We start from the raw sequence: 23,853 nt of genomic DNA on the forward strand, positions 1-23,853 counted from the left end.
CGGGTTGTTTTTGTTGTTGGCGGGTTTGGCGGGGAAATGGATGGGGAATGTTTTTCTGGTTATTGCTGAGAATSTNTCAGGGCNNTGCAAGACTCAAGACAAGCACCTGGCAGCCCCGATGCGGTTTCCCGCCAAGCTCCAACGAATATCCAGATCCCCCCTACTCCTTCTTCCCCTTCCCCCCCTTGACCAACCCATAGCGAATCTCCTTCGACGGCCCATACCCATAGAACGAGGTGTAGCACTTGCTGAAATGGCTCGGCGAGACGAACCCGCAGGCCAGCGCCACATCGATCAGCAGCAGGTCGGAATGCTGCAGCAGGCGCCGGCTCTCGGTGATGCGCAGCTCCAGGTAGTAGCGCACCGGGGTGGTGCCCAGCTGGGTCATGAACAAGCGGCCGATCTGGCGCTTCGAGCGGCCGACGTAGTGCGCCAGCTGGTCCTGGCTCAAGGGCTCTTCGATATTCGCGCTCATCAGGTTGATGGCTTCGCGCAGCGGTTCGCTCATCTTTTCGTGCAGGGTCGGACGCGCACGGCGGTAGCGCGACTCCTCGAACGCGAGGATATCCACCACGGCATCCACCAGGCCGCGACCACAGCGGCTGTTGATCCACTCCAGGACCAGGTGGAAGCCCCCCGCCGGGCTGGCGGCGGTCAGGCGGTCGCGGTCGACCATGTAGCTTTCGCTGGTGACCTGGCTGTCCTTGGCGATCTCCGCCACGGCGCCGCGATGCTCCGGGTGCACGGCGCAGCGGTAGCCATCGAGCAGGCCGGCCTGGCCAAGGAACCAGGCGCCATTCCACAGGGCGCCCAGGGCCACGTGCTTTTCCGCGGCCTTGTGCAGGATCTGGTTGAGTTCCGGGATCGGCCGCAGCACGGTGCGCAGGCCGCCGCAGACCACCAGCAGGTCCAGTTCGTCGAGGGCGGCGGCATTGAGTGGCGCGTCGGGGCAGATCACCAGGCCGAGGTCGCTGACCCGCGAACCACCATCGAGGGTGAAGGTGCTATGACTGAAGGACGCCGCCTGGATCAGGTTGGCGGTGACCAGGGTGTCGAGGGCCTGGGTGAAGGCCGGCAGGGAAAAGTGTTCGAGCAGGATGAACCCGACCCGGCCCTGGCCGCCCGCCGCCTGTCCTTTCTCGCCAGTGAAGCGCAGGTTCGAACCCTGCATGGCATCACTGAAATGCCTTCTTTCGACCACGTTATGTCTTCCACTCTTGTTCTTGGGTGAGCGCCGAAACGTCGAAACCGCCACGCCGGCATGCATCGATGAATGATGCACGCCGGCGTGGCGGTGTCCAACTGTCCTTCAGCTTTTTCTGTTTATGTTGCCGCACGCATCCGACGACCTTGCAAGGCACCTCGCGACAAGCGATCCAGCAGCAGCGCCACCGCGACGATCGCCAGGCCGGCGCGCAGGCCGAGGCCCATTTCCATGCGGGTCAGGCCGCGGGTCACTTCCGCGCCGAGACCGCCCGCCCCCACCAGCCCGGCCAGCACGACCATGGCCAGGGACAGCAGGATGCACTGGTTGAGGCCCACCAGCAGGGTCGGCATGGCGGTGGGCAGTTCGATCTTCAGCAGGATGTCCCGCGGCGAGGCGCCCATGGCCTTGCCCAGTTCCAGCAGGTCGGCGCGCACGCCGTTGAAGGCCAGGGTGGTCAGGCGCAGCATCGGCGGGATGCCGTAGACGATGGTGGCGAGGATCGCCGGGACCTTGCCCAGGCTGAACACCATCACCGCGGGAATCAGGTAGACCCAAGGCGGCACGGTCTGCATGACGCTGAGGATCGGACTCAACACGGCATCCAGGCGCTTGATCCGCGAGGCCAGCACGCCCAGCGGGAACGCCACCGCCACCGAGATCAGCACCGCCACGGTGACCAGGGCGATGGTCTGCATCGACGCCACCCAGAACCCGGAAAGCAGGCAGAAACCAAGCATCGCCAGCGCCAGCAGCGCGGCGCGCAGGTTGATGAGGAATCCGGCGAGCAACGCCACCAGGGCGATCATGGCGTAGGCCGGAATCGCCAGGAGCACGCCCTCGATGCCGCCGAGGGCGGCCTCGATGCAGCGGCTGATCAGGGCGAACAGGCCGTGCAGGTTGGCGTTCAGCCAGTCCACCGACGGCGCCAGCCAGGCGCCCGGGGAGAACTTGATATCAGCAGGATTCATGGCGCAGCCCTCCGGCCGATGCGGGTCGCGCTCTGGGCCATGCGGTCGAGGATCAGGGTGAGGATGACGATGGCGATGGCGGCGTTGATCGACATGGCGATGTCCAGGGTGCGGATCGCGCCGTAGATCACCTCGCCGAGCCCGCCGGAACCGACGATGCCGGCGATCACCACCATGCCGAAGGCCATCATCAGGCCCTGGTTGACCCCGGCCATGATGCTCGGCAGGGCGAACGGCAGGCGGATCTTGAAGAACTGCTGCGCGCCGGTGGTGCCGCTGGCCTGGCCGAGTTCGATGAACACCCTGGGTGTCTGGCGGATGCCCAGGGAGGTCAGGCGCACCACCGGCGGCACCGCGACGATGAAGGTGGCGACCAGCGCGGTGCCCGGGCCGTAGCCCAGCAGGGCGATGGCCGGCAGCAGGTAGATGTACGGCGGCAGGGTCTGGATCAGGTCCAGCACCGGCTCGCTGAGGCGATCCAGCGACGGCATCAGGCCGGCGGCGACACCCAGTGGAATACCGACGACAAGCGCCATGCTGGTGGCGGCCAGGACCAGCGCCAGGGTGCTCATGGTCTGCGGCCACAGGCCCATGATCGCGCACAGCAGCAGGCCGAGCATGGCGCCGACGGCGAAGCGCCAGTGGCCGACCAGACGCCAGCCGAGCACGCCGAAGAGCAGGATGATCACGTAGAACGGCACCAGGGTCAGGCCGTCGTAGATGGCCTGGTAGCCGGCGTGAAGGATGTCGTTGAGACCGTCGAAGAACCACGCGCCGTTGTCCGATAGCCATTCCAGCCGGGCATCGACGAATGCGTCGAAGGCCGCGGCAAAGCCCGAGAGGTTCATAGCGCGCGCTCCAGTTGCGCGGTCGCCTGCTCCGGCGCTGGCGCGCCCTGCACGCCCCGCAGCAGGTCCTGCTGGGTGATGACGCCAAGCACCTGGCCCTGCTCGACCACCGCCAGAGCATCGCCGCCGGAGCTGATCATCAGGTTGATCAATGTGTCCAGGTCAGCCTGCGGCCCGGCACTGGGCAGGCGCGCCGGGTCGAGCTGCGGATGGGCGGCGACGGCCGACATGATCGAGTGCGCCTTGACCAGGTGCAGGCGCGAGATGCCGGCAACGAATTCCGCGACATAGGCATCGGCGGGCTTGAGCACGATGTCCTCGGCGGTGCCCTCCTGGATGATCACGCCGTCCTTCATGATGGCGATGCGATCACCGATGCGGATCGCCTCTTCCAGGTCGTGGGTGATGAACACCGCGGACTTGCCCAGGGACTTGGTCAACTGGCGGAACTCGTCCTGCAACTGGCGACGGATCAGCGGGTCGAGGGCGCTGAAGGGTTCGTCCATGAGGATCACTTCCGGGTCCGAGGCGATCGCCCGGGCCAGACCGACGCGCTGCTGCATGCCGCCGGACAGCTCGTCCGGGTAGCGCGCGGACCAGTCACTGAGGCCGACCTTGGCCAGGGCCTGCTCGGCGATCCTGTGCCGTTCGGCCTTGGCGATGCCGCGCACCTCCAGGCCGAAGGCGGCGTTTTCCAGCACGCTGCGGTGCGGCAGCAGGGCCACGCTCTGGAACACCATGCCGATGTGCCGCGCGCGGGTTTCGCGCAGGGCCGCAGCGTCGAGGGCGGCGATGTCCTTGCCCTTGATCAGGATCTGCCCGGAGGTGGGATCGATCAGGCGGTTGAACATGCGGATCAGGGTCGACTTGCCGCTGCCGGACAGGCCCATGATGCAGTAGATCTCACCACGCTTGACCTTGAGGCTGACATTCGACACCCCGACCACACAGCCGTAGTCCTGAAGAATCTGCTTCTTCGACAAACCACGCTCTTTATAAGCACGCATGGCGGTATCGGCGTTCTTGCCAAAAATCTTCCAGACCGATTGGCACTCCACCAATACGTCTTCAGCTACTTCGCTTGCTGTGTTCATCTCGCACCCGTCGAACCAGAAATCTGGTTGGCTTTTTTATTACGTTCAGTTCGGCAGTGTTGAAGGCGTTGCCCGCCGCAGGGCCAGGCAACGCGGTCCTTCGAAATCAGTATTTCTTGATGTTTTCCCAGCGCTTGATCAGGTCGGCGTTCTTCGACGCCCATTCCTGCACGGCCTGCTCCACGGTCTGGCCATCCTTCATCGCGCCGTTGATCGCGGTGATGTCGGACAGCGGCAGGTAGACCCCGGCGATCAGCTCGCGGGCCTGTGGGTACTCGGCGGAGAAGCCCTTCTTGCCGACCCAGTAGTAGCCCTGCGGCGGGGCGAAGGAGCCTTTCGGGTCCTTGAGGAACTTGACGTCGAACTTCTGCGCCATCCACGACGGCTCCCAGGTGGTGACGGCGATCCATTCCTTGCGATCGACGGCGGACTTCAGCGCGGCGGTCATGGCCGCGGTACTGCCTTCGAGCAGGTTGAGCTTGAGGCCGTAGTCGGTGACCGCCTTGGCGGCGTCGCTCATCAGGCCCGAACCCGGCTCGATGCCGACGATCTTGTTGCCGAACTTGTCGGCGTTGGCGTTGAGCTCTTCCAGCGAGTCGATGGTGACGTACTTCGGCACGGCGATGGCCTGGTAGAGGCCGTGGGAAACCGGCGAGATCTTTTCCAGACGGTTCTTGTTCTTGTTCCAGTAGTCCTGCGCGGCGTAGTCGATCTGCGAGGCGAGGATCTGGATGTCACCCTTGCCCAGCGCGGCGTAGGCGATGCCCCATTCGGAGAAGTTGGTCACCTTGACGGTGTAGCCGGCGTCTTCGAGGACCTTCCTGGTCACGGTGGTGATCGGCGTGAGGTCTTCCCACGACAGGGTGCCCATGGTGATGGTCTTTTCCTCGGCCTGGGCCTGGAACACCGTGAGACCGACCATCGCGAGGGTGCAAAGGGCCTTGCGGAAGAATTTCATCGTTGTGCGTCTCCGTTGTGGTGCTGGCCGGGCGCTTGAGGGTCGCCCGTTGATTGTTGTTGGTTTTTTCGTGCACTGCGTCTTTCACAACTTTCTGGCGGGGGTTTTCTGACACCAGGAGCGACCTGATTACCCGCGCCACACCCCGGGAACACGGGTGTTAAGCCGAGATTCGCACGGGTTTGGAGGACGGTCAACGGAATTGTATTCTTTGTGTATACCAACAGAATTCAAAAAGAATTCATCAGAAGTGCTATTTTCCCCAGTGTTTTCAGGGTTCTGACGGTAGCCACGATGGTAAAAAAGCTGTCGCGGGTTGACATGCCAATGGCGGGATTTGATAAGGGCATGTCTCGTGGATGCCATACGTAGGAGCGTGGCTTGCCCGCGAACGATCCCGGAACCGGCATCGCGATCCGGGACCGCTTTGCGGTCCTTCGCGGGCAAAGCCCGCTCCTACAAGAAGCCACATGCAGGCTCAACACCCATAAAAACGGGGATCAGACCCCTGTCGCAGACGCCTCGATGTCGGTTCACGCCGCTCATCGAATTACCTGTAGACACATTGTCTAATCCTCCCCTATAGTCGTTATACAAATTGTAGACACAACCTGATGAGTACGAAAAAGGCTCCCATGAAAGCCACCGCAACCAGCCTTTCCACTGCCGATGCCAGCCCGGATCGCAAGGCGCTTCTCGCCGAAGCGCTGCGCCGGCGCATCCTCAGCATGGAACTGGCGCCCGGCGCGGTGGTGGATGAACTGGCACTGTGCGACGAGTTCGGCCTGTCCCGACCGCCAGTGCGCGAGTTGCTGCGGCAAATCGCCGCCGAGGGCTACATCGAGCTGGAAGCCAACCGCGCCCCGCGCGTGGCAGCCATGAGTCACGAGTCGCTGCGCGCCTTCTTCCTCGCCGCGCCGCTGGTGTACATCGCCACCACCCAGTTGGCCGCGAGCCGCGCCACCGAGGCCGAGATCGACGAACTGCGCCGCATCCAGGCCCTGTTCCGCCAGGCCATCGAAGCGCAGCACGTGGAAAATCGCGTCATCTACAACGACGAGTTCCACCTCGAGATCGGCAAGATGGCGCACAACGATTACCTGATGCCGAGCCTGCGCCGTGTGCTCATCGACCACGCGCGACTGGGCAAGATTTTCTACCGCCACCCGACCACCGTGGACATGCAGAAGGACCTCGAACTGGCCTGCGACCAGCACGACCAGATCATCGAGGCCATCGCCCGCCACGACACCGAGGCCGCGGGACAACTGATTCGCGAGCATATGGAACTGTCGCGCCGGCGCATGGCGGAGTACGCCGCACCGGAAGGCATGGAGGTATCGCTCGCGTTTTGAAAGACCCCGGCGCATGAAGGTTCGCGAGGTTTCGTGAAGCATCTCGGCCTGGGTGGCAACACCGGATCAAACAAGAACAGCCAGGTCCCTGAAATGACAAAAGTAACCTCGTTGCCAGCCGACGACAGCTCGTGCGGCTGGTATCACCTGAGCCCCAGGCGCACGCCGCGGCCCGCGCACTCCGGCACCAGCCGCGCCCGCTGGGTGGTGCTCGGCGCCGGCTACGTCGGCCTCGCCGCCGCGCGCCAGCTGGCACTGAATTTCCCCAATGAGCAGATCCTGCTGATCGAGGCCCAGGAAGTCGGCTTCGGCACCGCCGGTCGCAACGCCGGCTTCGCCATCGACCTGCCCCACGACATCGGCGCCGAGGATTACATCGGCGACATCGCTATCGCCAAAACCTGCCTGCGCCTGAACCTCACCGGGCAGAACTACCTGAAGGACCTGGTCGCCGAACACAACATCGATTGCCAGATGAAGTTCTGCGGCAAGTACCAGGCCGCCGTCGAGGACCGCGGCATCGCCGTGCTCGACGCCTACCGCCGTGGCCTGGAGAAGCTCGGCCAGCCCTTCGAAGTGATCGAAGGCGCCGACCTCCCCGACCATATCGGCACGCACTTCTATCGCAAGGCCCTGTTCACCCCGGGCACCGCGCTGGTCCAGCCGTCGGCGCTGGTCAAGGGCCTGGCCGAGAGCCTGCCGGACAACGTCACCCTGTACGAGAACACGCCGATCACCGACGTCGAGTACGGCAACCAGACCGTGCTGCGCCATGCCCGCGGCAGCATCACCGCGGACAAGCTGGTGCTGGCCAACAACGCCTTCGGCGGCCACTTCGGCTTCCTCAAGGGCGCCATGCTGCCGATCTTCACCTACGCCAGCCTGACCCGGCCGATGACCGAGCAGGAGCAGGCACGCCTGGGCGGCAAGCCGTACTGGGGGGTGATCCCCGCCGACCCGTTCGGCACCACGGTGCGGCGTACCCCGGACAACCGCCTGCTGATCCGCAACAGCTTCAGCTTCAACCCCGACGGCCGCGCCAACCGCAAGTACCTGGAGCGTTACGTCGAGCGCCACAAGGCCTCGTTCGACCGGCGCTTCCCGATGCTCCCGGAGGTTGCTATCGAGTACACCTGGGGCGGTGCGCTGGCCATGTCGCGCAACCACGAGAGCTATTTCGGCCAGCTGGCCCCGAACGTCTATGGCGCGCTGTGCTGCAACGGCCTGGGTGTCACCCGCGGCACCGCCACCGGCAAGCTGCTGGCGGACTGGCTGGCCGGAGCGAAGAACGAACTGATCGACTTCCTCCTGCGCTCGCCGGGCCCCAACGCCAACCCGCCGCAACCGTTCCTGTCGTTGGGCGTGAACGCGAGCCTGAAGTGGGGACAGATGCGAGCCGGCAAAGAAAGCTGAGCAAGGTTCTGGTAGCCCTGTAGGAGCGTGGCTTGCCCGCGATGGAGTGCGAAGCGCTCCCGAAAATCGCACGGCCAGTTGAAGTAAAGAAGCAGCAAACAGTGTCGCGCCGGCCAGGCGCGTGTTTACGGACTGAAGTTCTTTTTCAGCGCCGCGGACCCGCTCGGCCGGAAAACAGGTTCGATAGTGCAGGAAACAATAATGACAACTTCCAATCAATCCGTTGAAGACGTACCGCTCAACCGCTTTCACCAGTTGCTCACCGCACGCTCCGGCGGCGGCTCGTTCGTCGATGGCTACGTGCTCAGCATCATCGGCGTGGCCATGGTGCAGATGTCCGCAGGCCTGTCCCTGACCGCCTTCTGGCAAGGCATGATCGCCGCCTCGGCGCTGATCGGGATCTTCTTCGGCGGCTTCCTCGGCGGCGCCCTGACCGACCACTTCGGGCGCAAGCGCATCTTCTTCGTCGGCCCGACCCTGTTCATCCTCGGTTCGCTGGCGCAGTTCTGGGTCGAGTCCGGGCCCATGCTGTTCGCCCTGCGCTTCCTCATCGGCGTCGCGGTCGGCATCGAGTACCCGGTGGCCACCGCGCTGCTGGTGGAATTCCTGCCGAAGAAATACCGCGGCCCGCGCCTGGCCACCCTGACCATCCTGTGGTTCGCCGGTGCCGCCTTCGCCTACATCGTCGGCCACTTCCTCCTCGCTTCCGGCGGCGACAACGCCTGGCGCCTGGTGCTGGCCAGCCCCGTGCTGATCGGCGCGATCCTCTTCGCCCTGCGCATGGGCACCCCGGAGTCGCCACGCTGGCTGCTGAGCAAGGGCCGCGCGACGGAAGCCGAGGCAATCATCAAGCAGGTCTACGGCAAGGCGTTCTCCCTGAACAACCTGCCCGAGCAACCGCGGGAACAGAAGGTCTCGTTCCTCAACCTGCTGCACTCCGGCTACGGCAAACGCATGCTGTTCGTCAGCATGTTCTGGTCGTGCTCGGTGATCCCGGTGTTTGCCGTGTACTCCTTCGCCCCCAAGGTCCTCGAAGCGCTGAACCTGAAAGGTGACTGGGCGTCGTTCGGCTCGGTGGCGATCACCCTGCTGTTCGTCATCGGCTGCATCATCGCCACCCGCCTGATCAACAGCATGGGCCGGCGCAGCATGCTGATCCACAGTTTCCTCTGGTCCGGCCTGGCCCTGCTCGGCCTCGCCTCGATGCACGACGGCTCGCCGACCCTGGTGCTGGCGCTGTTCGGTGCCTACGCCCTGTTCATCGGCGGCGCCCAGGTGCTGCAGCTGGTGTACCCCAACGAACTGTTCCCCACCGAGATCCGCGCCGTGGCCGTGGGCGTCGGCACCTCGCTGTCGCGTATCGGCGCCGCCGTCGGCACCTGGCTGGTGCCGATGTCGCTGCAAAGCTTCGGCATCGCCAACACCATGTACGCCGCCGCCGTGGTGACCCTGGTGGGCCTGCTGTTCGCCTGGGCCCTGGCCCCGGAAACCCGTTCCCTGACTCTGCAACAAGCCGCCTCGCTTGGCTGATCGCGGCTCGAAACTTCCTTGCGTCCAACTGGAGAGACCCACATGAAATTCGCAGGCATCTACACCCCGGCCGTCACCCCCCTGAACGCCGACGGCAGCATCGACAAGGCCGGCTTCGCCGACGTCCTGGAGTACCTGGTCGAGTCGAAGATCCACGGCATCATCATCGGCGGCTCCACCGGCGAGTACTACGCCCACACCGCCCAGGAGCGCGTCGAGCTGGCCGCCCAGGCCAAGGACGTGATCAACGGCCGCCTGCCGCTGATCATCGGCACCGGGGCGATCCGCACCGAAGACTCGGTGGCCTTCGCCAAACACGCGAAAGAGATCAAGGCCGACGCCCTGCTGGTCGGCACCCCGCCCTACGCCCTGCCGACCCAGCAGGAGATCGCCGTGCACGTGAAGGCCGTCGACGCCGCCGCCGACCTGCCGATCATGCTGTACAACTACCCCGGCCGCATGAGCGTGAGCATGGGCCCCGAGTTCTTCGACGCGGTGGCCGACGTGAAGAACATCGTCGCGATCAAGGAAAGCTCGGGCGACATGAACCAGCTGCACCGCCTGGCTACGAAGTACCCGCACATCTCGCTGTCCTGCGGCTGGGACGACCAGGCCCTGGAGTTCTTCGCCTGGGGTGCCGACAGCTGGGTCTGCGCCGGCTCCAACTTCATCCCGCGCGAGCACGTGGCCCTGTACCAGGCTTGCGTGATCGAGAAGGACTTCGCCAAGGGCCGGCGGATCATGGCCGCGATGATGCCGCTGATGGACTTCCTCGAAGGCGGCAAGTTCGTCCAGTCGATCAAGCACGGCGTCAGCCTCAACGGCCTGCGCACCGGCGGCGTGCGCGCCCCGCTGCAAGGCCTGGACGCGAGCGAGCAGGCCGAACTGGCCCGTGTCGTCGCCACCCTGAAAAGCACCATCGCCAGCATCGTCGAGGGCAAGTGAAATGGCTGAACTGCTGAGCAAGGCAGAATACGTGGCCCTGGCCGCGAAACTGCAACCGCGCAACCAGGCGTTCATCGACGGCGAATTCCGCGATGCCATCGGCGGGCGCACCTTCGTCACCACCAACCCGGCCACCGGCGAGAAGCTGGCCGACGTGGCCGCCTGCGATGTGCAGGACGTCAACCTCGCCGTTGCCGCCGCCAAGGCCGCCTTCGAAGACGGCCGCTGGAGCGCGCTGCCCCCGGGCGCGCGCAAGAAGGTCCTGCTGAAGTTCGCCCAGTTGCTGGAAGACAACGCCCACGAGCTGGCGGTACTGGAAGCCCTGGACAGCGGCAAGCCGGTCAGCGAGTGCCAGAACGTCGACGTGCCGGAGACCATCCACACCCTGCGCTGGCACGCCGAACTGATCGACAAGATCTACGACGCCACCGCACCGACCGGTTCGGCCGCGGTGACCATGGTGGTGCGCGAAGCCATCGGTGTCGTCGGCCTGGTGCTGCCGTGGAACTTCCCGCTGCTGATGCTGGCCTGGAAGATCGGCCCGTCGCTGGCCGCCGGTTGCTCGATCGTGGTAAAGCCGGCCAAGGAAACCACCCTCACCGCCCTGCGCGTCGCCGAACTGGCTCATGCAGCGGGCATCCCGGCCGGTGTGTTCAACATCGTCCCTGGCGGTGGCCGCGAAGCGGGCGAAGCCATCGGCCGGCACATGGACGTGGCCATGGTCAGCTTCACCGGGTCCACCGACACCGGTCGCCTGTTCCTCAAGTACGCCTCCGAGTCCAACCTCAAGCGCGTGGTCCTGGAGCTGGGTGGCAAGAACCCGGCCGTGGTCATGAACGACTGCGAGGACCTCGATTCGGTCGCCCAGTTCGTCACCGCCGGGGCCTTCTGGAACATGGGTGAGAACTGCTCGGCGTCCTCGCGCCTGATCGTCCACAAGGACGTCAAGGACGAGCTGCTGGGCCTGATCGCCAAGCACGTCAAGGACTGGAAACTGGGCGATCCGCTGGATCCGGACAACCGCCTCGGCGCCATGGTCAGCAAGGCGCACTTCGAGAAAGTCCGTTCCTACCTGGAATACGCCGCCGAGCAGAAGCTCAGCATCGCCCTGGGTGGCGAGACCCAGGATGGCGTGTACGTGCAGCCGACCATCGTCGACGGCGTGGCCCGCGACAGCCGCCTGTTCGTCGAGGAGATCTTCGGCCCGGTGCTCAGCGTGACCACCTTCGACAGCATCGACGAAGCCATCACGCTGGCCAACGACACCATCTACGGCCTGGCCGCCTCGGCCTACACCGGCAGCCTGCGCAATGCCCTGCGCCTGTCGCGGGAGATCCGCGCCGGTGTGGTCACGGTCAACTGCTTCGGCGAAGGCGATGCCTCGACGCCGTTCGGAGGCTACAAGGAGTCCGGATTTGGCGGTCGCGACAAGTCGATCTGGGCGCATGATCAGTACACGGAGCTGAAGACCATCTGGATCGACGCTTCGTGAGCTGAAACCCGGGTGCTGTTCTGACGGAGTTCGGTACCTGACCCGGCCACCGCCCCACGCAGGCGGTGGCCACCCCGTTTCCTTTCGCAATACAGCGAACGAGCAGCACGGCCCGTGCAGGCCACTACAACGCTGCGGCGCTGACGGTTCCCGGATTTCCTGCCGGGCGGCCACACAATCCAACGACCCAAGAACCCGTGCGCACGACCACCGCAGAGTGCTCGCGTGCGTACCCATGCACAGACTTTTCTACTGCCCATGCTCGCTTCGAACGTTTCGCCCCACAGCTCCACCCTCGGTCACCGCAACGCGCTGATCGTGGCCCATATCGCCGCGGTACTGTTCGGCCTTACCGGCATTCTCGGCGTTCTCATCCACTCGTCCGCCTCGGTCATCACCTTCGGTCGCGCGGCATTCGCCGTGCTCGCCCTGGGTGCCGTGGCGCAGTTGCAGAAACGCGGCGTGTTCCACTCGTTGAACGGGCGCAAATTCGCGGTCATGGCCTTCAGCGGCGTGCTGCTGACCTCGCACTGGGTGAGTTTCTTCATCGCCATCAAGGTCGGCGGCGTGGCCGTGGCGACCCTCGGCTTCGCCAGCTTCCCGGCGTTCATCGCCCTGCTCGACCTGCTGGTGTTCCGCGAGCGCATCGGCGCCAGCGAAAGCCTGCTGTTGCTGCTGGTCAGCCTCGGCCTGGTGCTGGTGGTGCCGTCCTTCGACCTGCTCGACCAGGGCACCGTCGGCCTGCTCTGGGGGCTGGGCTCGGGCTTCTCCTTCGCCCTCCTGGCGATTACCAACCGCCGTGGCCTGCAAGGCATGAACGCGGTGCAGGTGGCGTTCTGGCAGAACTTCACCGTCGCCGTGCTGGTGGCGCCGTTCGCCCTCGACACGCTGCTGGTGCAGGGGCTGAGCCCTGGCGACTGGATCTACCTGGCGATGCTCGGGGTCTTCTGCACCGGGCTGTCGCAGTACCTGTTCGTCAAGAGCCTGGAAGGGCTGGAGGCGCGCAGCGCGGGGATGATCATCGCCCTGGAGCCGGTGTATGCGATCGCCTGCGCCTGGTGGCTGTTCGGCGAGCAGCCGTCGCTGCGGATGATGGCGGGGGCGGCGTTGATCATCCTGGCCACGGTGCTGTCGGCGTGGGGGAAATTGACGGCGGAGCAAGTGCATTGAGCTAGCAAGCGTGGCTTGCGCCCCCCTCTGTAGGAGCGCGGCTTGCCCGCGAAGGACCGTGAAACGGTCCCCGATTGCGGCGAGGTCCGGGACCGCTGCGCGGTCCTTCGCGGTGGTTCGTCACACGACAAGCCACGCTCCTACGAGGGACGGCGGTTTCACACTGGCAAGCTGCACCGCCCCCTCCCCTCACGGCTGCAGCTCGGGCGCAGGCCGCCGGAAACCGCGGGTCAGCCAGGTAAGGTAAAGCACGCCGAAGGCCAGCCAGCAAAGCCCGATGACTATCGCAGTCGCACTCAGCTGGCTGACCAGGTACAGGTTCACGCACATACCCAGCAGCGGAAACACCAGGTAGCTCACCACCCCGAGGCGCTGCTGCCGACGAGCGCGGTAGAAGTAGCAGATGACGCACAGGTTCACCGCGGTGAAGCCAAGGAAGGCACCGAAGTTGATGAAGGAGGTGGCCATTTCGAGGGTGAGGTTCAGCCCCAACAACCCGATCATCGCCGTGAACAGCAGGTTGAAGACCGGCGTCCGCGTCCTGCGGTCAAGCGCGCCGAAAGGCTTGGGCAGTATCTCGGCCCGGCCCATGAAGTACAGCAGGCGACTGGTGCTCAGTTGCACGATGAGCCCCGAGGCGAACCCGGAGATGATGAAACCGAAGTTCAGCCAATCCGCGAAGACCTGCCCGCCCACTTCGACGGACATCAGATAGGCCGCGATCTGGGCGTCTTCGAATATGCCGCCGGGATGGACCAGTTGCATGATGTACGCCACGAACGCAAACAGCAGGCCTGCCGTTGCCATCACCAGCACCACGGCACGCGGGATGTTGCGCTTGGCGTCGCGCGTTTCCTCGGCCATGGTGGTGACCGCATCGAAGCCCAGATAGGAATAGGCCGCCACGGCCGCCGCTGCCGATATCCCTATCAAGGTGCTGTCGGCGTTCCAGAGGGGCGCGGTCAGGGAAACCGGAGACTGATGCACCAGGTGGATCACACACAACACCACGAACAGCAACACCAGCACGATACCCAGCCCGGTCAGCAACTTGTTGGTCCGGTCGGCGAGGGTCAGCCCCAGGACGTTCACCAGCGTGGTCAGGCCAATGTTGACCAGCATCCAGCCCCAGAACGGTATGCCGGGGAACTGCACATTGAGAAAGATCGACTGCACCAGCCAGGCGACCATGGGCATGAACAGATAGTCCAGCAACACCAGCCAGCCGACCAGAAACCCCAGGCGCCCGCCAAGCATTTGCCGGGCGTAGAAATAGGCCGACCCGGAAACCGGAAACAGCCTGGCCATCTTCGCGTAACTCAATGCCGACAACAGCATGGCGCCAGTGGCCAGGAGGAAGGCACTGGGCGCCGTGCCGGCGCTGCCTTGGGCGATGACGCCGAAAATCACCAGCACCAGGCTGGGCGCCATGTACGCCAGACCGAACAGCACCACCGAGGTCAGGCTGAGCCGGGCGGTCAATTTGACGGAGTTGTCGGCCATGTCAGAGCTCCCTTTCGAGCATGCAGGGGGAGATGGCGAAGAGGAGCGCCTCGCGGCCCCCGGAAGCGGAATTGATCATGCGGGTGTTCCTGTCGTCGATGAAGCGTGGTAATGACCCGCCCGATGTCGCGCACACACGACCACCCCGGCCTGAAGGCCCGGAACGAAATGGGGGTGGTAGGCGTGGCGCGATTCGCCCCGTTGCGGGGCGGCGCGTCAGCCAAGCGAATTGTTGTTATGCCAACCGCCAGCGGCGCGGCACTCAGGTACCGCTCTTCACCTTGCTCCAGAGCCGGGTGCGCACGCGCTCCAGTTTGAGCGGCAGCGTTTCGAGCGGGAACAGCGTGGCCATGACTTCCTTCGGCGGGTAGACCGCCGGGCTGTCGCGCAGTTGCGGATTGATGAAGGCCGCGGCGTCCTTGTTGCCATTGGGATAGCCAAGGTAGTCGGAGCTTTTGGCGATCACCTGCGGGCGCAGCATGTAGTCGATGAACGCATACCCTTGCTGCGGGTGAGGAGCATCCTTGAGCAGCACCATGTTTTCAAACCAGACCGGTGCGCCTTCTTTCGGAATGCTGTAGGCCAGCTTGACGCCATTGTTGGCGTGGTCTGCGGTGGTCTTGGCGTTGAAGACCGAGCCCCCCCAACCGACCACGACACAGATGTCGCCATTGGCCAGGTCGGTGGTGAACTTCGAGGAATCGAAATAGCGGATGTACGGGCGGATCTTGAGCAGCAACGCTTCTGCCTTGCGGTAGTCCTCGGGGTTCTTGCTGTTGGCTGGCAGCCCCAGGTAGTGCAGCGCAATCGGCACGATTTCCACAGGCGCATCCAGCATCGCCACGCCGCAGGTGCTGAGCCTGGAAAGGTTTTCCTCCTTGAAGATCAGGTCCCAGGAGTCCACCGGTGCGTTGGCCCCCAGCAGTCGCTCGACCTTGGCCTGGTCATAGCCGATCCCCGTCGTGCCCCACATGTAGGGCACGGCGTAGCGGTTGCCCGGGTCGTTGCCTTGCTGCTTTTCGAGGATCTCCGGGGCCAGGTGCGACCAGTTGCCCAGGCGTTCACGATCCAGCTCCTGGATCACCCCGGCCTTGACCAGGCTGGGCAACAGGTCGTCGGGAACCATCACCACGTCATAGCCCGTGCGCCCGGCCATCAGCTTGCTCTGCATCACTTCGGCATTGTCGAAGGCGTCCCAGAGCAGCGAGATACCCGTATCCGCCTGGAACTCCCTGGGGGTTTCCGGGGCAAGGAAGTCAGACCAGTTGTACAGATGCACCCGGGCAGGCTCCGCCCAGGCGGGGTTCAGGCTGCTGCCGAGCAGGGCGATGAGGCCGAACTGCAGTAAACGATGAAGCGTCATGGATGGCTCCTGGCGGAGTGCCGGTGGGTCACCGTGCAATCCGCTGACTGTCGCTGGATTATTGTTGTCGTTAGCGCGAGCCCGAGGGTCGTGGGCACGTGAAGCCTTGTTCAGGGAATCAGCAGTTCGCGTCGGCCATCGGGATGCTCGATGCGCTCACCCGGCAACTGGAAGCGCTGGTCCGCCTGGTAGTCGTAGAGCGCGCGGGCCTTGGCCAGCTGGGTCATGTCCAGCTGAATGACATGACGGCACTCCTGTCGCCCACTCTCCAGCAACATCTGCCCGAACGGGTCGACCACCGCACTGCCACCGGCGAACATCATGTTCCCCTCACCTTCCCCGACCCGGTTGACGACCACGGCGAACACCTGGTTCTCCTGCGCACGGGCGGTGACCGAGGTCCGGTGCACATGCCCATAGGGTTCCATGTTGGCATCGGCGATCAGGATCAGTTCGGCACCCAGTGTTGCCACCGCCCGGGCGGTTTCCGGGAACTCGGTGTCGTAGCAGATCAGCAGGCCGATACGCACGCCGCGCCACTCCACGGTGCCATAGCGGTCGCCGGGCAACACCAGGCCGGGTTCGGAGATCCACAGGTGGGTCTTGCGATAGCTGAGCTGGATCCCTTCGGGGGTGATGAACAGCGTCGTGTTGTAGTAACGCCCGCCATCGTTCTCGATCAGCCCCACCACCACCGCCACCTTGCGCTCACGCACCGCCTGCTGGATGGCCAGGACACTGGGGCTGTCCACCGCCAGGGCCTGTTCGGCAATGTTGTCGTGGCTCAGGAAGCCGGTGATCTGCGCTTCGGGAAAAACGATGATGTCGGTGCCTGGCGCGCACTGGCTGATGGCGTCCAGGGTACGGCGCAAATTGTAGGCGGTATCGCCATCGCGCCCCGTCAGTTGGAGAAGTTCGATCTGCATATTCGGACCTTGTTATCGGGCTGAATCCCGGTCAGGAAGTAAGTGACTTTTGCAAAAGGTCGATGCAATTATGCGTTTTTCCCGCCGCTTTCCTATCCCGTCGAGGGGTTAACCCCAGGGAGTACATGCATGACACCAACGCTCCAGGACATGGCCTGGCATCGCGCTGCCGGGCACGTGATCGAACACCTGGACAAGGCTGATTTCTGGCTGACCTTGAGCCGCCTGATCGGCGAATACGTACCGCTCGACAACTGGGCGGTACTGCTGTTCAGCGATGGCTGCCCGTTCGCCTTCGCGCAAAGCCCGTACGAGGGAGAGGGACCCGACCCGCTGTTCCACGACTACATCAAGGGCATGTACCTGCTCGACCCGTTCTACATCGCCAACCGCGAACAACCGGCAACCGGGCTGTTCCGCCTGGCGGACGTGGTGCCGGAGCGCTTCAGGGACACCGAATACCACGAGCGCTACTTCAACCGTTATGTGAAGCAGGACGAAGTGCACTTCAACGTGCGCCTCGATGAGGTGCGCAGCCTGTGCCTGTCTTTGGGCAGCCGGCAGCGGTTCGTGCCCGAACAGGTTTCGCTGCTGGAGATGATTCGCCCGTGGGTAGTGGGGCTGATGCGCCAGCGCATGTTTTTCGAAGCGGCGATGCCGGAAAGCGCACCGCGCCAGGCACCGCGCTGGCAAGCCAACCTGGAAGAGGCCATGGTGCGCCTTGGCACGCCACTGACCGCCAGGGAACTGGAGGTGATCCGTCTGATCCTCAGCGGCTGCTCGAACAAGGAAGTGGCCAGCAAGTTGGGCATCTCGGCAGAGACCGTCAAGGTCCACCGCCGGCATGTCTACGCCAAGCTGAATGTAAAGTCTCCGCAAGAACTGTTTTCGCTGTTCCACAAGGCTCAGGTTGAAAGCGCATAAAACCAACGCTCAGCCGCGGGCCGCCCAGGCACGCTGGCGCGCGCGCACGGACTCGGCGGACTCGCCCACCAGTTCGGCGTAGACACCCGGTGCGGTGGCGCCTTCGGTGCTGATCAGCAAAACCCGCGAGTTCGCGTCCAGGCCGAGGTCCTTGGCCAGCGCCGGGGCGGCAGCCAGGCGTTGCAGCGCGGCCAGGCCGGCCACCGCCGACTCGCCGGCTTCCAGCGGGATGTCGCGGGCACTGCCGGCGGCCAGGCGACGCATGGCGGCCACCGCCTCGTCGTCCTCCAGGGTCATGAAGAAGTCCACGCAAGGCTGCAGGAACTGCCACGCCAGCGGCGAGGTTTCGCCACAGGCCAGCCCGGCCATCACCGAGTCCACCGCACCGCTGGCCGGCGCCGCGCGACCGGCCAGGGCGCTCTGGTACAGGCAGTCGGCCTGTGTCGGCTCGACCACGACGAAGATCGGCCGCTGCACGTCCTGCAGTTCCCAGAAGTAGCTGGCGATCCCCGCGGCCAGGCCACCGACGCCACCCTGCAGGAAGACATGGGTGAAGCCCTGCTCGCAGACCTCGACGATCTCCGCGGCGATGGTGCCGTAGCCCTGCATCACATCCCGGGGAATCTCTTCGTACCCCTCATAGGAGGTATCGGACACTACCCGCCAGCCATTGCGCAAAGCCAATGCCGCGGCCTCCTCCACCGACTCGTCGTAGTTGCCGGTGATGCGCACGATCTCGGCACCATAGGCCGCGATGGCCTGTTCGCGTTCGACGCTGACATTGGCATGCAGGACGATCACGCAGCGACAGCCCAGGCTCTGCGCCGCGGCGGCCAGGGCGCGGCCATGGTTGCCGTCGGTGGCGCTGATCACGGTGAAGTCGGCCAGCTGGTCGGCGTAGGCCCCGGCCAGCAGTCCGCGGACATTGAAGTTGTGCTCGGGAAAGCGCCGCAGGACCAGGCGCACCAGGGCGATGGGCGCGCCGAGGGCCTTGAAGCTGCCCAGCGCCGAGCGCCGCGACTCGTCCTTGACCAGCAGGTGCCCCACACCCAGCTCGGCGGCCAGGTCCGGCAGCGCGTACAGCGGCGTGGCGCCGGGGTTGAGGCCGCTCCAGTGCGACAGCCAGTCGCGACTCTGGCGAGCCTTGTCGATGCTCATGATCTCGCGCAGCGCTTCGGGGTAGGCGGCGCGGGTGACGTTGGGGTTGGCTAGCAGCATGTCGGTCTCCATCGGGCAAGGCGGGGCCGTCACCCGCGGCACTGGGCTGCGGGCGTTGGCGGGAAAGGGGAAATCAGGCGAGTCGGCGGGCGACCACGTCCAGCAGCACTTCGGCGCCCAGCACCAGTTGCGCGTCGTCGGTGTGCTCACGGGGGTTGTGGCTGATGCCGCCGCGACTGGGCACGAAGATCATCGCCGCCGGGGCGATGCGCGCGATCATCTGCGCGTCGTGGCCGGCACCGGAGGTCATGCGCCGGTGCATCAGGCCCAGGCGCGCGGCGCTGGCCTCGATCTGCCCGGCCAGGTCGCGGTCGAAGGTCACCGGTTCGAAGCGCACCAGGCGCTCGCTGGAAATCGTCACGCCCTCCTCGGCGGCGATACGTTCGAGGAAGTCGGCGAAGCGTCGTTCGGCCTGCTGCAGCCGCGCTTCGTCCGGGTCGCGCAGGTCGACGGTGAACACCGCCTTGCGCGCAATCACGTTGATCACGTTGGGTTCGAAGGCGATGCAGCCGGTGGTGGCCAGGGTCGTGCCCGCGGAGTCCCGGGCGATGGCGCGGGCCTCGGTCACCGCAGCGCAGGCCACGTAGCCGGCGTCGTGGCGCAGGCGGGTCGGCGTGGTGCCGGCATGGTTGGCATTGCCCTGCACCGTGACCTGCTGCCAGGAAATGCCCTGGAGGTTTTCCACCACACCGATCTGGATGCCCTCGGCTTCGAGAATCGGGCCCTGCTCGATATGCAGTTCCAGGTACTCATGGGGCACGATGGCGCCGGGCTGCAGGTCGCCGGCGTAGCCGATGCGGGCCAGTTCGTCGCCAAGGCGAGTGCCGTCGTTGCCGCGGGTGTCCAGCGCCACCTGCAGATCCAGGCCGCCGGCGTAGACCAGCGAGCCCATCATGTCCGGCTGGTAGCGCACGCCTTCTTCGTTGGTGAAGGCGCCGATGGTGATCGGCCGCGACGGCAGCACCCCCGCCGCCCGGTAGGCACGGGCCACCGCGAGTCCTGCGAGCACGCCGTAGCAACCGTCGAGGGCGCCGGCGTTGGTCACGGTGTCGATATGCGAGCCCATCATCAAGGGCGCCAGGTCTGCGCCGGAGGCGGCGGGCGCCGCGGGCAAAGTGCCGAAGATATTGCCGATCCGGTCGACGCGCACGTCCAGGTCCAGCGCCTTCATCCACGCCACCAACTGGTCACGACCGGCCTTTTCCGCGTCGCTCAGGGCGATGCGGGTGCGACCGCCGTGCACGGGGTCGGCACCCAGTTCGCCGAGGATGCGAATCTGGTCCAGCAGCAGCGCGCCGTCGAGCTGAAGGTTCATCAAGGTACTCCGTGGCTGTTCGTCGATGAGGTAAATGCTATTTCAACGTCGCGCAGTTATTTCTTGATTTTCGCCCGCAAAATGAAATTTTATTCCGCACCCATCCGTTTTCAGGAAATCCACCGTCATGAGCCTCGATCCCTTCGACCTCGCCCTGCTCGACGCCGTGCAGCAGGACGCCACCACCTCGCAGCAGGAGCTGGGCGAGCGGGTCAACCTGTCCCCTGCCGCGGTCAATCGGCGCCTGAAGAAACTCAATGCCGACGGCGTGATCCGCCGGAGCGTGGCCCTGGTCGATCCGGTCGCGCTCGGCTACGGCCTGACGGTGATCACCGAAGTGGAAGTGGAAAACGAGCGCCTCGACCTGCTCGATGCGATGAAACGCGCCTTCCTCGCCTGCCCGCAGGTGCAGCAGTGCTACTACGTGGCGGGGGAATGCGACTTCGTGCTGATCATGGCGGTGCGCAACATGGAGCAGTACACCGAGCTGACCCGCACGCTGTTCTTCGAGAGCAACAACGTCAAGCGCTTCAAGACCCTGGTGTCGATGAGCAATGTGAAGGTCGGGCTGAATGTGCCGGTGGACTGGCGCTGATGGGCCTGTAGGAGCTGGCTTGCCTGCGATCGGCATGGGTATCTACACAAGTCTTCAATGGAGTGAAAGCTGACACAGGTCTTGTCTCGCTCCTCGTCTTGGCTTTGGCTTTGGTTTTTGATCTTGCTTTTGATTTTCCGCGGGCCGTCAGTAGGCCGAGTGGAGGTATCGCGGAATCGGGATGGCGGGCATGGATGCCCGCCAAGCGCCGTAAGGCCAGGATGGCCCGTCGGCGCGTGCCCGATGGAGCGATGCCGGAAGGAGGGGACCCGGAGCGCAGCGTAGGGCCGGATGTCGGAACGCTGGCGTTTTTGGTTACTTTTGCCGCCCAGCAAAAGTGACCCGCCGTGAGGGCGGAAAGGTGACTTTCCGTCGCCACCGCCAACGGATATGCCCCGGATACAGGGACCGGGACAACCAAGGCCATGGGTACGAAAACCGGGGACATATCCATTCCCTCCAGCGCCGCGAAATCACCTTTCCGCCCCCACGGCGGGGTTACTTTTGCTGGGCGGCAAAAGTAACCAAAAACGCCCACGTCCCGACACCCGGCCCTACGCTACGCTTCGGGTCCCCTCCTTCCGGTGCCGCTCCATCGGGCACGCGCCAACGGGCCGTCCCTGGCCTGCGGCGCTTGGCGGGCTCCTGCCCGCCATCCCGACTCCGCAACACCTCCACTCGGCCGGGCGACGGGCCGAATCGCGTCGTTCTCAGGTTCCCGGCATAAAAAAAGCAAAAGCGGCTTAGCCTGGCGAAAGTCGGTATCACAACGACGAGCTACGTCCTGCAAGAAAGATGTGTAGATACCTATGCTGCGATCGGCTGCGAAGCAGTCGTAAAACCGGTATCCACGGTGTGTCAGGCTCACTGCGGATTCAGGATTTACGACGGCTGCGCCGCCGATCGCAGGCAAGCCAGCTCCTACGAGCATTGGCAAACATACCGGGCCCCTCCCCCAATCCAGCAACTGCGGCTAGGCTTCGCGATCAGCGCTCCCTCATCCTGAGCCCCATCGCACAACCACCCCAGCCGGTACCCCGCAGATGCCCAGCCCCTACTCCACCCGCTTCGCCACCGTCCTCGCCTACATCGACGCCAATCTCGAAGGCGATCTGTCGGTGAAGACCCTGAGCCAGGTGGCGAACTTCTCGGCGTACCACTTCCACCGCCAGTTCAGCGCCTACGTCGGCGTGCCGGTTGCCCGCTACGTGCAACTGATGCGCCTGCGCCGGGCGGCGCGGCGGCTGGCCGGGCAGGCGGAGTACTCGGTGCTGGCGGCGGCGCTGGACGCCGGTTTCGAAAGTCCCGAAGCATTCAGCCGGGCCTTTCGCCGCGACTTCGGCACCAGCCCCAGCGCCTTCCGCCAGCAACCGGAATGGCAGGTGTGGAATGCGGTGTTCGCCATCCCCCACTTCTCAAGGAGCATCAGCATGCAAGTGAAGATCGTCGAGTTCGCCGAAGTCCGCGTCGCCGCCCTGGAACACCTCGGCCCGCCCGGCCTGGTCCAGGACACCGTGCGCCGCTTCATCGACTGGCGCCTGCACAGCGGCCAGTCACCGGTGGCCAGCAGCCGTACCTTCGGCATCCCGTTCAACAACCCGGATACCACCCCGCCGGAGGAATTCCGCTTCGCCGTGTGCGGCGAGATCGACGAAGCGGTCAGGCCCAACGACTTCGGCATCGGCGAGCGACGCATCGCCGGCGGACGCTACGCGGTAGTGCGCCATCACGGCTCGCCGGACGTCATCGGCGAGACCATCTACCCGGTCTATCGCGACTGGCTGCCGGCCAGCGGCGAGGAGTTGCGCGACGAGCCGCTGTTCTTCCAGTACCTCAGCGTGCATCCGCAGACGCCGCTGGAGCAGTGGCAGACGGATATCTACGTGCCCCTGCAATAGGCTGTCACCTGCCTGCCACGCAGGCGCCCTACCATCGGCGGCACACCCGTGAACGAGGCACACCATGTTGCTGACCGATGACTCCCTGATCCAGCGCATCTACCACGAGCTGGTCGACCACAGCGATGAAGAGCTCGAACTGGAACTGGCCGAAGACGCCGGGCACCTCGACGAGCTGTTCGACGAAAACCTCCCCGACAGCCCGGAAAAAGCGGCGCGCCGCCGCTATTTCCGCGAGCTGTTCCGACTCCAGGGCGAACTGGTGAAACTGCAGAGCTGGGTGGTCAAGAGCGGCCAGAAGATCGTGATCATCTTCGAAGGCCGCGATGCCGCCGGCAAAGGCGGTGTGATCAAGCGCATCACCCAGCGCCTCAACCCGCGGGTCTGCCGGGTCGCCGCGCTGCCGGCGCCGAACGACCGCGAACAGACCCAGTGGTATTTCCAGCGCTACGTGCCGCACCTGCCGGCGGCGGGCGAGATCGTCCTGTTCGACCGCAGCTGGTACAACCGCGCCGGGGTCGAGCGGGTCATGGGCTTCTGCAGCGACGACCAGTACGAGGAGTTCTTCCGCAGCGTGCCGGAATTCGAACGCATGCTGGTGCGCTCCGGCATCACCCTGATCAAGTACTGGTTCTCGATCTCCGACCAGGAGCAGAACCTGCGCTTCCTCAGCCGCATCCACGACCCGCTCAAGCAGTGGAAGCTCAGCCCCATGGACCTGGAGTCGCGGCGGCGCTGGGAGGCCTACACCAAGGCCAAGGAAATCATGCTCGAACGCACCCATATCGACGAGGCGCGCTGGTGGGTGGTGCAGGCCGACGACAAGAAGAAGGCCCGCCTCAACTGCATCAGCCACCTGCTCGCCCAGGTGCCCTACGAGGAGGTGGCAACGCCGAGCGTGTCGCTGCCGCAACGAGTGCGCCAGGCCGACTACAGCCGCACGCCGACGCCGGACGAGCTGATCGTGCCAGAGGTCTACTGAACCCGAGGGCGCGACACACTTTGTAACATCCACTTCCGATAATCGCCGCTGCCCCACACTCACCGGTATCGGAACATGGACTCAAGCAGCCTCGCCGCACCCGCCTCGACCGCCGAGGGCCAGCGCCCTCGGCTCAGCCACAAGCCCGG

The 23,853-nt window shown here is 64.9% G+C and carries 20 protein-coding genes; 10 read left to right on the forward strand and 10 right to left on the reverse strand.

Annotation, left to right across the window (positions count from 1 at the left end; all coding sequences use genetic code 11):
- Positions 1-160: 160 nt before the first annotated feature.
- The 5 genes from RTI28_RS16735 to RTI28_RS16755 all read right to left on the reverse strand — a co-directional run bounded on the left by RTI28_RS16735 (position 161) and on the right by RTI28_RS16755 (position 5,075).
- On the reverse strand, positions 161-1,171 hold the full coding sequence (locus RTI28_RS16735; RefSeq protein ID WP_316921654.1) for a GlxA family transcriptional regulator: 1,011 nt from the start codon (positions 1,169-1,171) through the stop codon (positions 161-163).
- Positions 1,172-1,323: 152 nt separating this feature from the next.
- A complete protein-coding gene (locus RTI28_RS16740; protein ID WP_316921489.1) occupies positions 1,324-2,175 on the reverse strand; it encodes an ABC transporter permease in 852 nt (283 codons plus the stop codon).
- Positions 2,172-3,023 (reverse strand): ABC transporter permease, encoded by an 852-nt coding sequence (locus RTI28_RS16745; RefSeq protein WP_316921490.1) that lies wholly within the window; start codon positions 3,021-3,023, stop codon positions 2,172-2,174. The genes RTI28_RS16740 and RTI28_RS16745 overlap by 4 nt, the downstream gene beginning before the upstream one ends.
- Positions 3,020-4,117 carry a betaine/proline/choline family ABC transporter ATP-binding protein gene (locus tag RTI28_RS16750; RefSeq protein WP_316921491.1) on the reverse strand — a complete coding sequence of 366 codons (1,098 nt, stop codon included), beginning with the start codon at positions 4,115-4,117 and terminating at the stop codon, positions 3,020-3,022. The genes RTI28_RS16745 and RTI28_RS16750 overlap by 4 nt, the downstream gene beginning before the upstream one ends.
- Positions 4,118-4,223: 106 nt before the next feature.
- A complete protein-coding gene (locus RTI28_RS16755) occupies positions 4,224-5,075 on the reverse strand; it encodes a glycine betaine ABC transporter substrate-binding protein (protein WP_316921492.1) in 852 nt (283 codons plus the stop codon).
- Positions 5,076-5,710: 635 nt separating this feature from the next.
- Between RTI28_RS16755 and RTI28_RS16760 the strand changes: the two genes are divergently transcribed.
- From RTI28_RS16760 to RTI28_RS16785, 6 genes are all read left to right on the forward strand, one after another.
- Positions 5,711-6,430 carry a GntR family transcriptional regulator gene (locus RTI28_RS16760; RefSeq protein WP_316921493.1) on the forward strand — a complete coding sequence of 240 codons (720 nt, stop codon included), beginning with the start codon at positions 5,711-5,713 and terminating at the stop codon, positions 6,428-6,430.
- A gap of 93 nt (positions 6,431-6,523) precedes the next feature.
- A complete protein-coding gene (locus RTI28_RS16765; RefSeq protein WP_316921494.1) occupies positions 6,524-7,843 on the forward strand; it encodes an FAD-binding oxidoreductase in 1,320 nt (439 codons plus the stop codon).
- A 201-nt stretch (positions 7,844-8,044) separates the two neighbouring features.
- Complete coding sequence (locus RTI28_RS16770) at positions 8,045-9,373, forward strand: MFS transporter (protein WP_316921495.1); 1,329 nt, start codon at positions 8,045-8,047, stop codon at positions 9,371-9,373.
- Positions 9,374-9,415: 42 nt separating this feature from the next.
- Positions 9,416-10,318, forward strand: a complete 903-nt coding sequence (locus RTI28_RS16775; RefSeq protein ID WP_316921496.1) for a dihydrodipicolinate synthase family protein — start codon at positions 9,416-9,418, stop codon at positions 10,316-10,318.
- Position 10,319: 1 nt separating this feature from the next.
- Positions 10,320-11,810 (forward strand): aldehyde dehydrogenase, encoded by a 1,491-nt coding sequence (locus tag RTI28_RS16780; RefSeq protein ID WP_316921497.1) that lies wholly within the window; start codon positions 10,320-10,322, stop codon positions 11,808-11,810.
- Positions 11,811-12,068: 258 nt separating this feature from the next.
- Positions 12,069-12,980 carry a DMT family transporter gene (locus RTI28_RS16785; protein WP_316921498.1) on the forward strand — a complete coding sequence of 304 codons (912 nt, stop codon included), beginning with the start codon at positions 12,069-12,071 and terminating at the stop codon, positions 12,978-12,980.
- Between the two features lie 189 nt (positions 12,981-13,169).
- On the opposite strand, the gene RTI28_RS16790 is transcribed toward RTI28_RS16785, so the two are convergent.
- From RTI28_RS16790 to RTI28_RS16800, 3 genes are all read right to left on the reverse strand, one after another.
- Positions 13,170-14,483: an APC family permease gene (locus RTI28_RS16790; protein ID WP_316921499.1), complete on the reverse strand. Its 1,314-nt coding sequence runs from the start codon at positions 14,481-14,483 to the stop codon at positions 13,170-13,172.
- A gap of 262 nt (positions 14,484-14,745) precedes the next feature.
- Entirely contained in the window at positions 14,746-15,846 is a 1,101-nt protein-coding gene (locus RTI28_RS16795) for a polyamine ABC transporter substrate-binding protein (protein ID WP_316921500.1), read from the reverse strand.
- Positions 15,847-15,956: 110 nt separating this feature from the next.
- Positions 15,957-16,772 (reverse strand): carbon-nitrogen hydrolase family protein, encoded by an 816-nt coding sequence (locus RTI28_RS16800; protein ID WP_316921501.1) that lies wholly within the window; start codon positions 16,770-16,772, stop codon positions 15,957-15,959.
- Positions 16,773-16,901: 129 nt separating this feature from the next.
- On the opposite strand from RTI28_RS16800, the gene RTI28_RS16805 reads away from it, so the two are divergent.
- Positions 16,902-17,696: a LuxR C-terminal-related transcriptional regulator gene (locus RTI28_RS16805; protein WP_316921502.1), complete on the forward strand. Its 795-nt coding sequence runs from the start codon at positions 16,902-16,904 to the stop codon at positions 17,694-17,696.
- Positions 17,697-17,705: 9 nt separating this feature from the next.
- Here the strand turns inward: RTI28_RS16805 and RTI28_RS16810 are convergent, their stop codons facing one another.
- Positions 17,706-18,914 carry a diaminopropionate ammonia-lyase gene (locus tag RTI28_RS16810; RefSeq protein WP_316921503.1) on the reverse strand — a complete coding sequence of 403 codons (1,209 nt, stop codon included), beginning with the start codon at positions 18,912-18,914 and terminating at the stop codon, positions 17,706-17,708.
- Between the two features lie 73 nt (positions 18,915-18,987).
- Positions 18,988-20,229, reverse strand: a complete 1,242-nt coding sequence (locus tag RTI28_RS16815; protein WP_316921504.1) for a Zn-dependent hydrolase — start codon at positions 20,227-20,229, stop codon at positions 18,988-18,990.
- Positions 20,230-20,356: 127 nt separating this feature from the next.
- Here RTI28_RS16815 and RTI28_RS16820 point away from each other — a divergent pair, with 127 nt between their 5' ends.
- The 3 genes from RTI28_RS16820 to ppk2 all read left to right on the forward strand — a co-directional run bounded on the left by RTI28_RS16820 (position 20,357) and on the right by ppk2 (position 23,704).
- Positions 20,357-20,824: an Lrp/AsnC family transcriptional regulator gene (locus tag RTI28_RS16820; protein WP_316921505.1), complete on the forward strand. Its 468-nt coding sequence runs from the start codon at positions 20,357-20,359 to the stop codon at positions 20,822-20,824.
- Positions 20,825-21,867: 1,043 nt separating this feature from the next.
- Positions 21,868-22,722, forward strand: a complete 855-nt coding sequence (locus tag RTI28_RS16825; RefSeq protein ID WP_316921506.1) for an AraC family transcriptional regulator — start codon at positions 21,868-21,870, stop codon at positions 22,720-22,722.
- Positions 22,723-22,786: 64 nt separating this feature from the next.
- The gene (ppk2, locus tag RTI28_RS16830) at positions 22,787-23,704 is read left to right on the forward strand and encodes a polyphosphate kinase 2 (protein WP_316921507.1); all 918 of its coding nucleotides are present in this window, start codon (positions 22,787-22,789) and stop codon (positions 23,702-23,704) included.
- Positions 23,705-23,853 lie beyond the last annotated feature (149 nt).

Source organism: Pseudomonas sp. zfem002, from assembly GCF_032621685.1.
Classification (GTDB): Bacteria; Pseudomonadota; Gammaproteobacteria; order Pseudomonadales; family Pseudomonadaceae; genus Aquipseudomonas; species Aquipseudomonas japonica.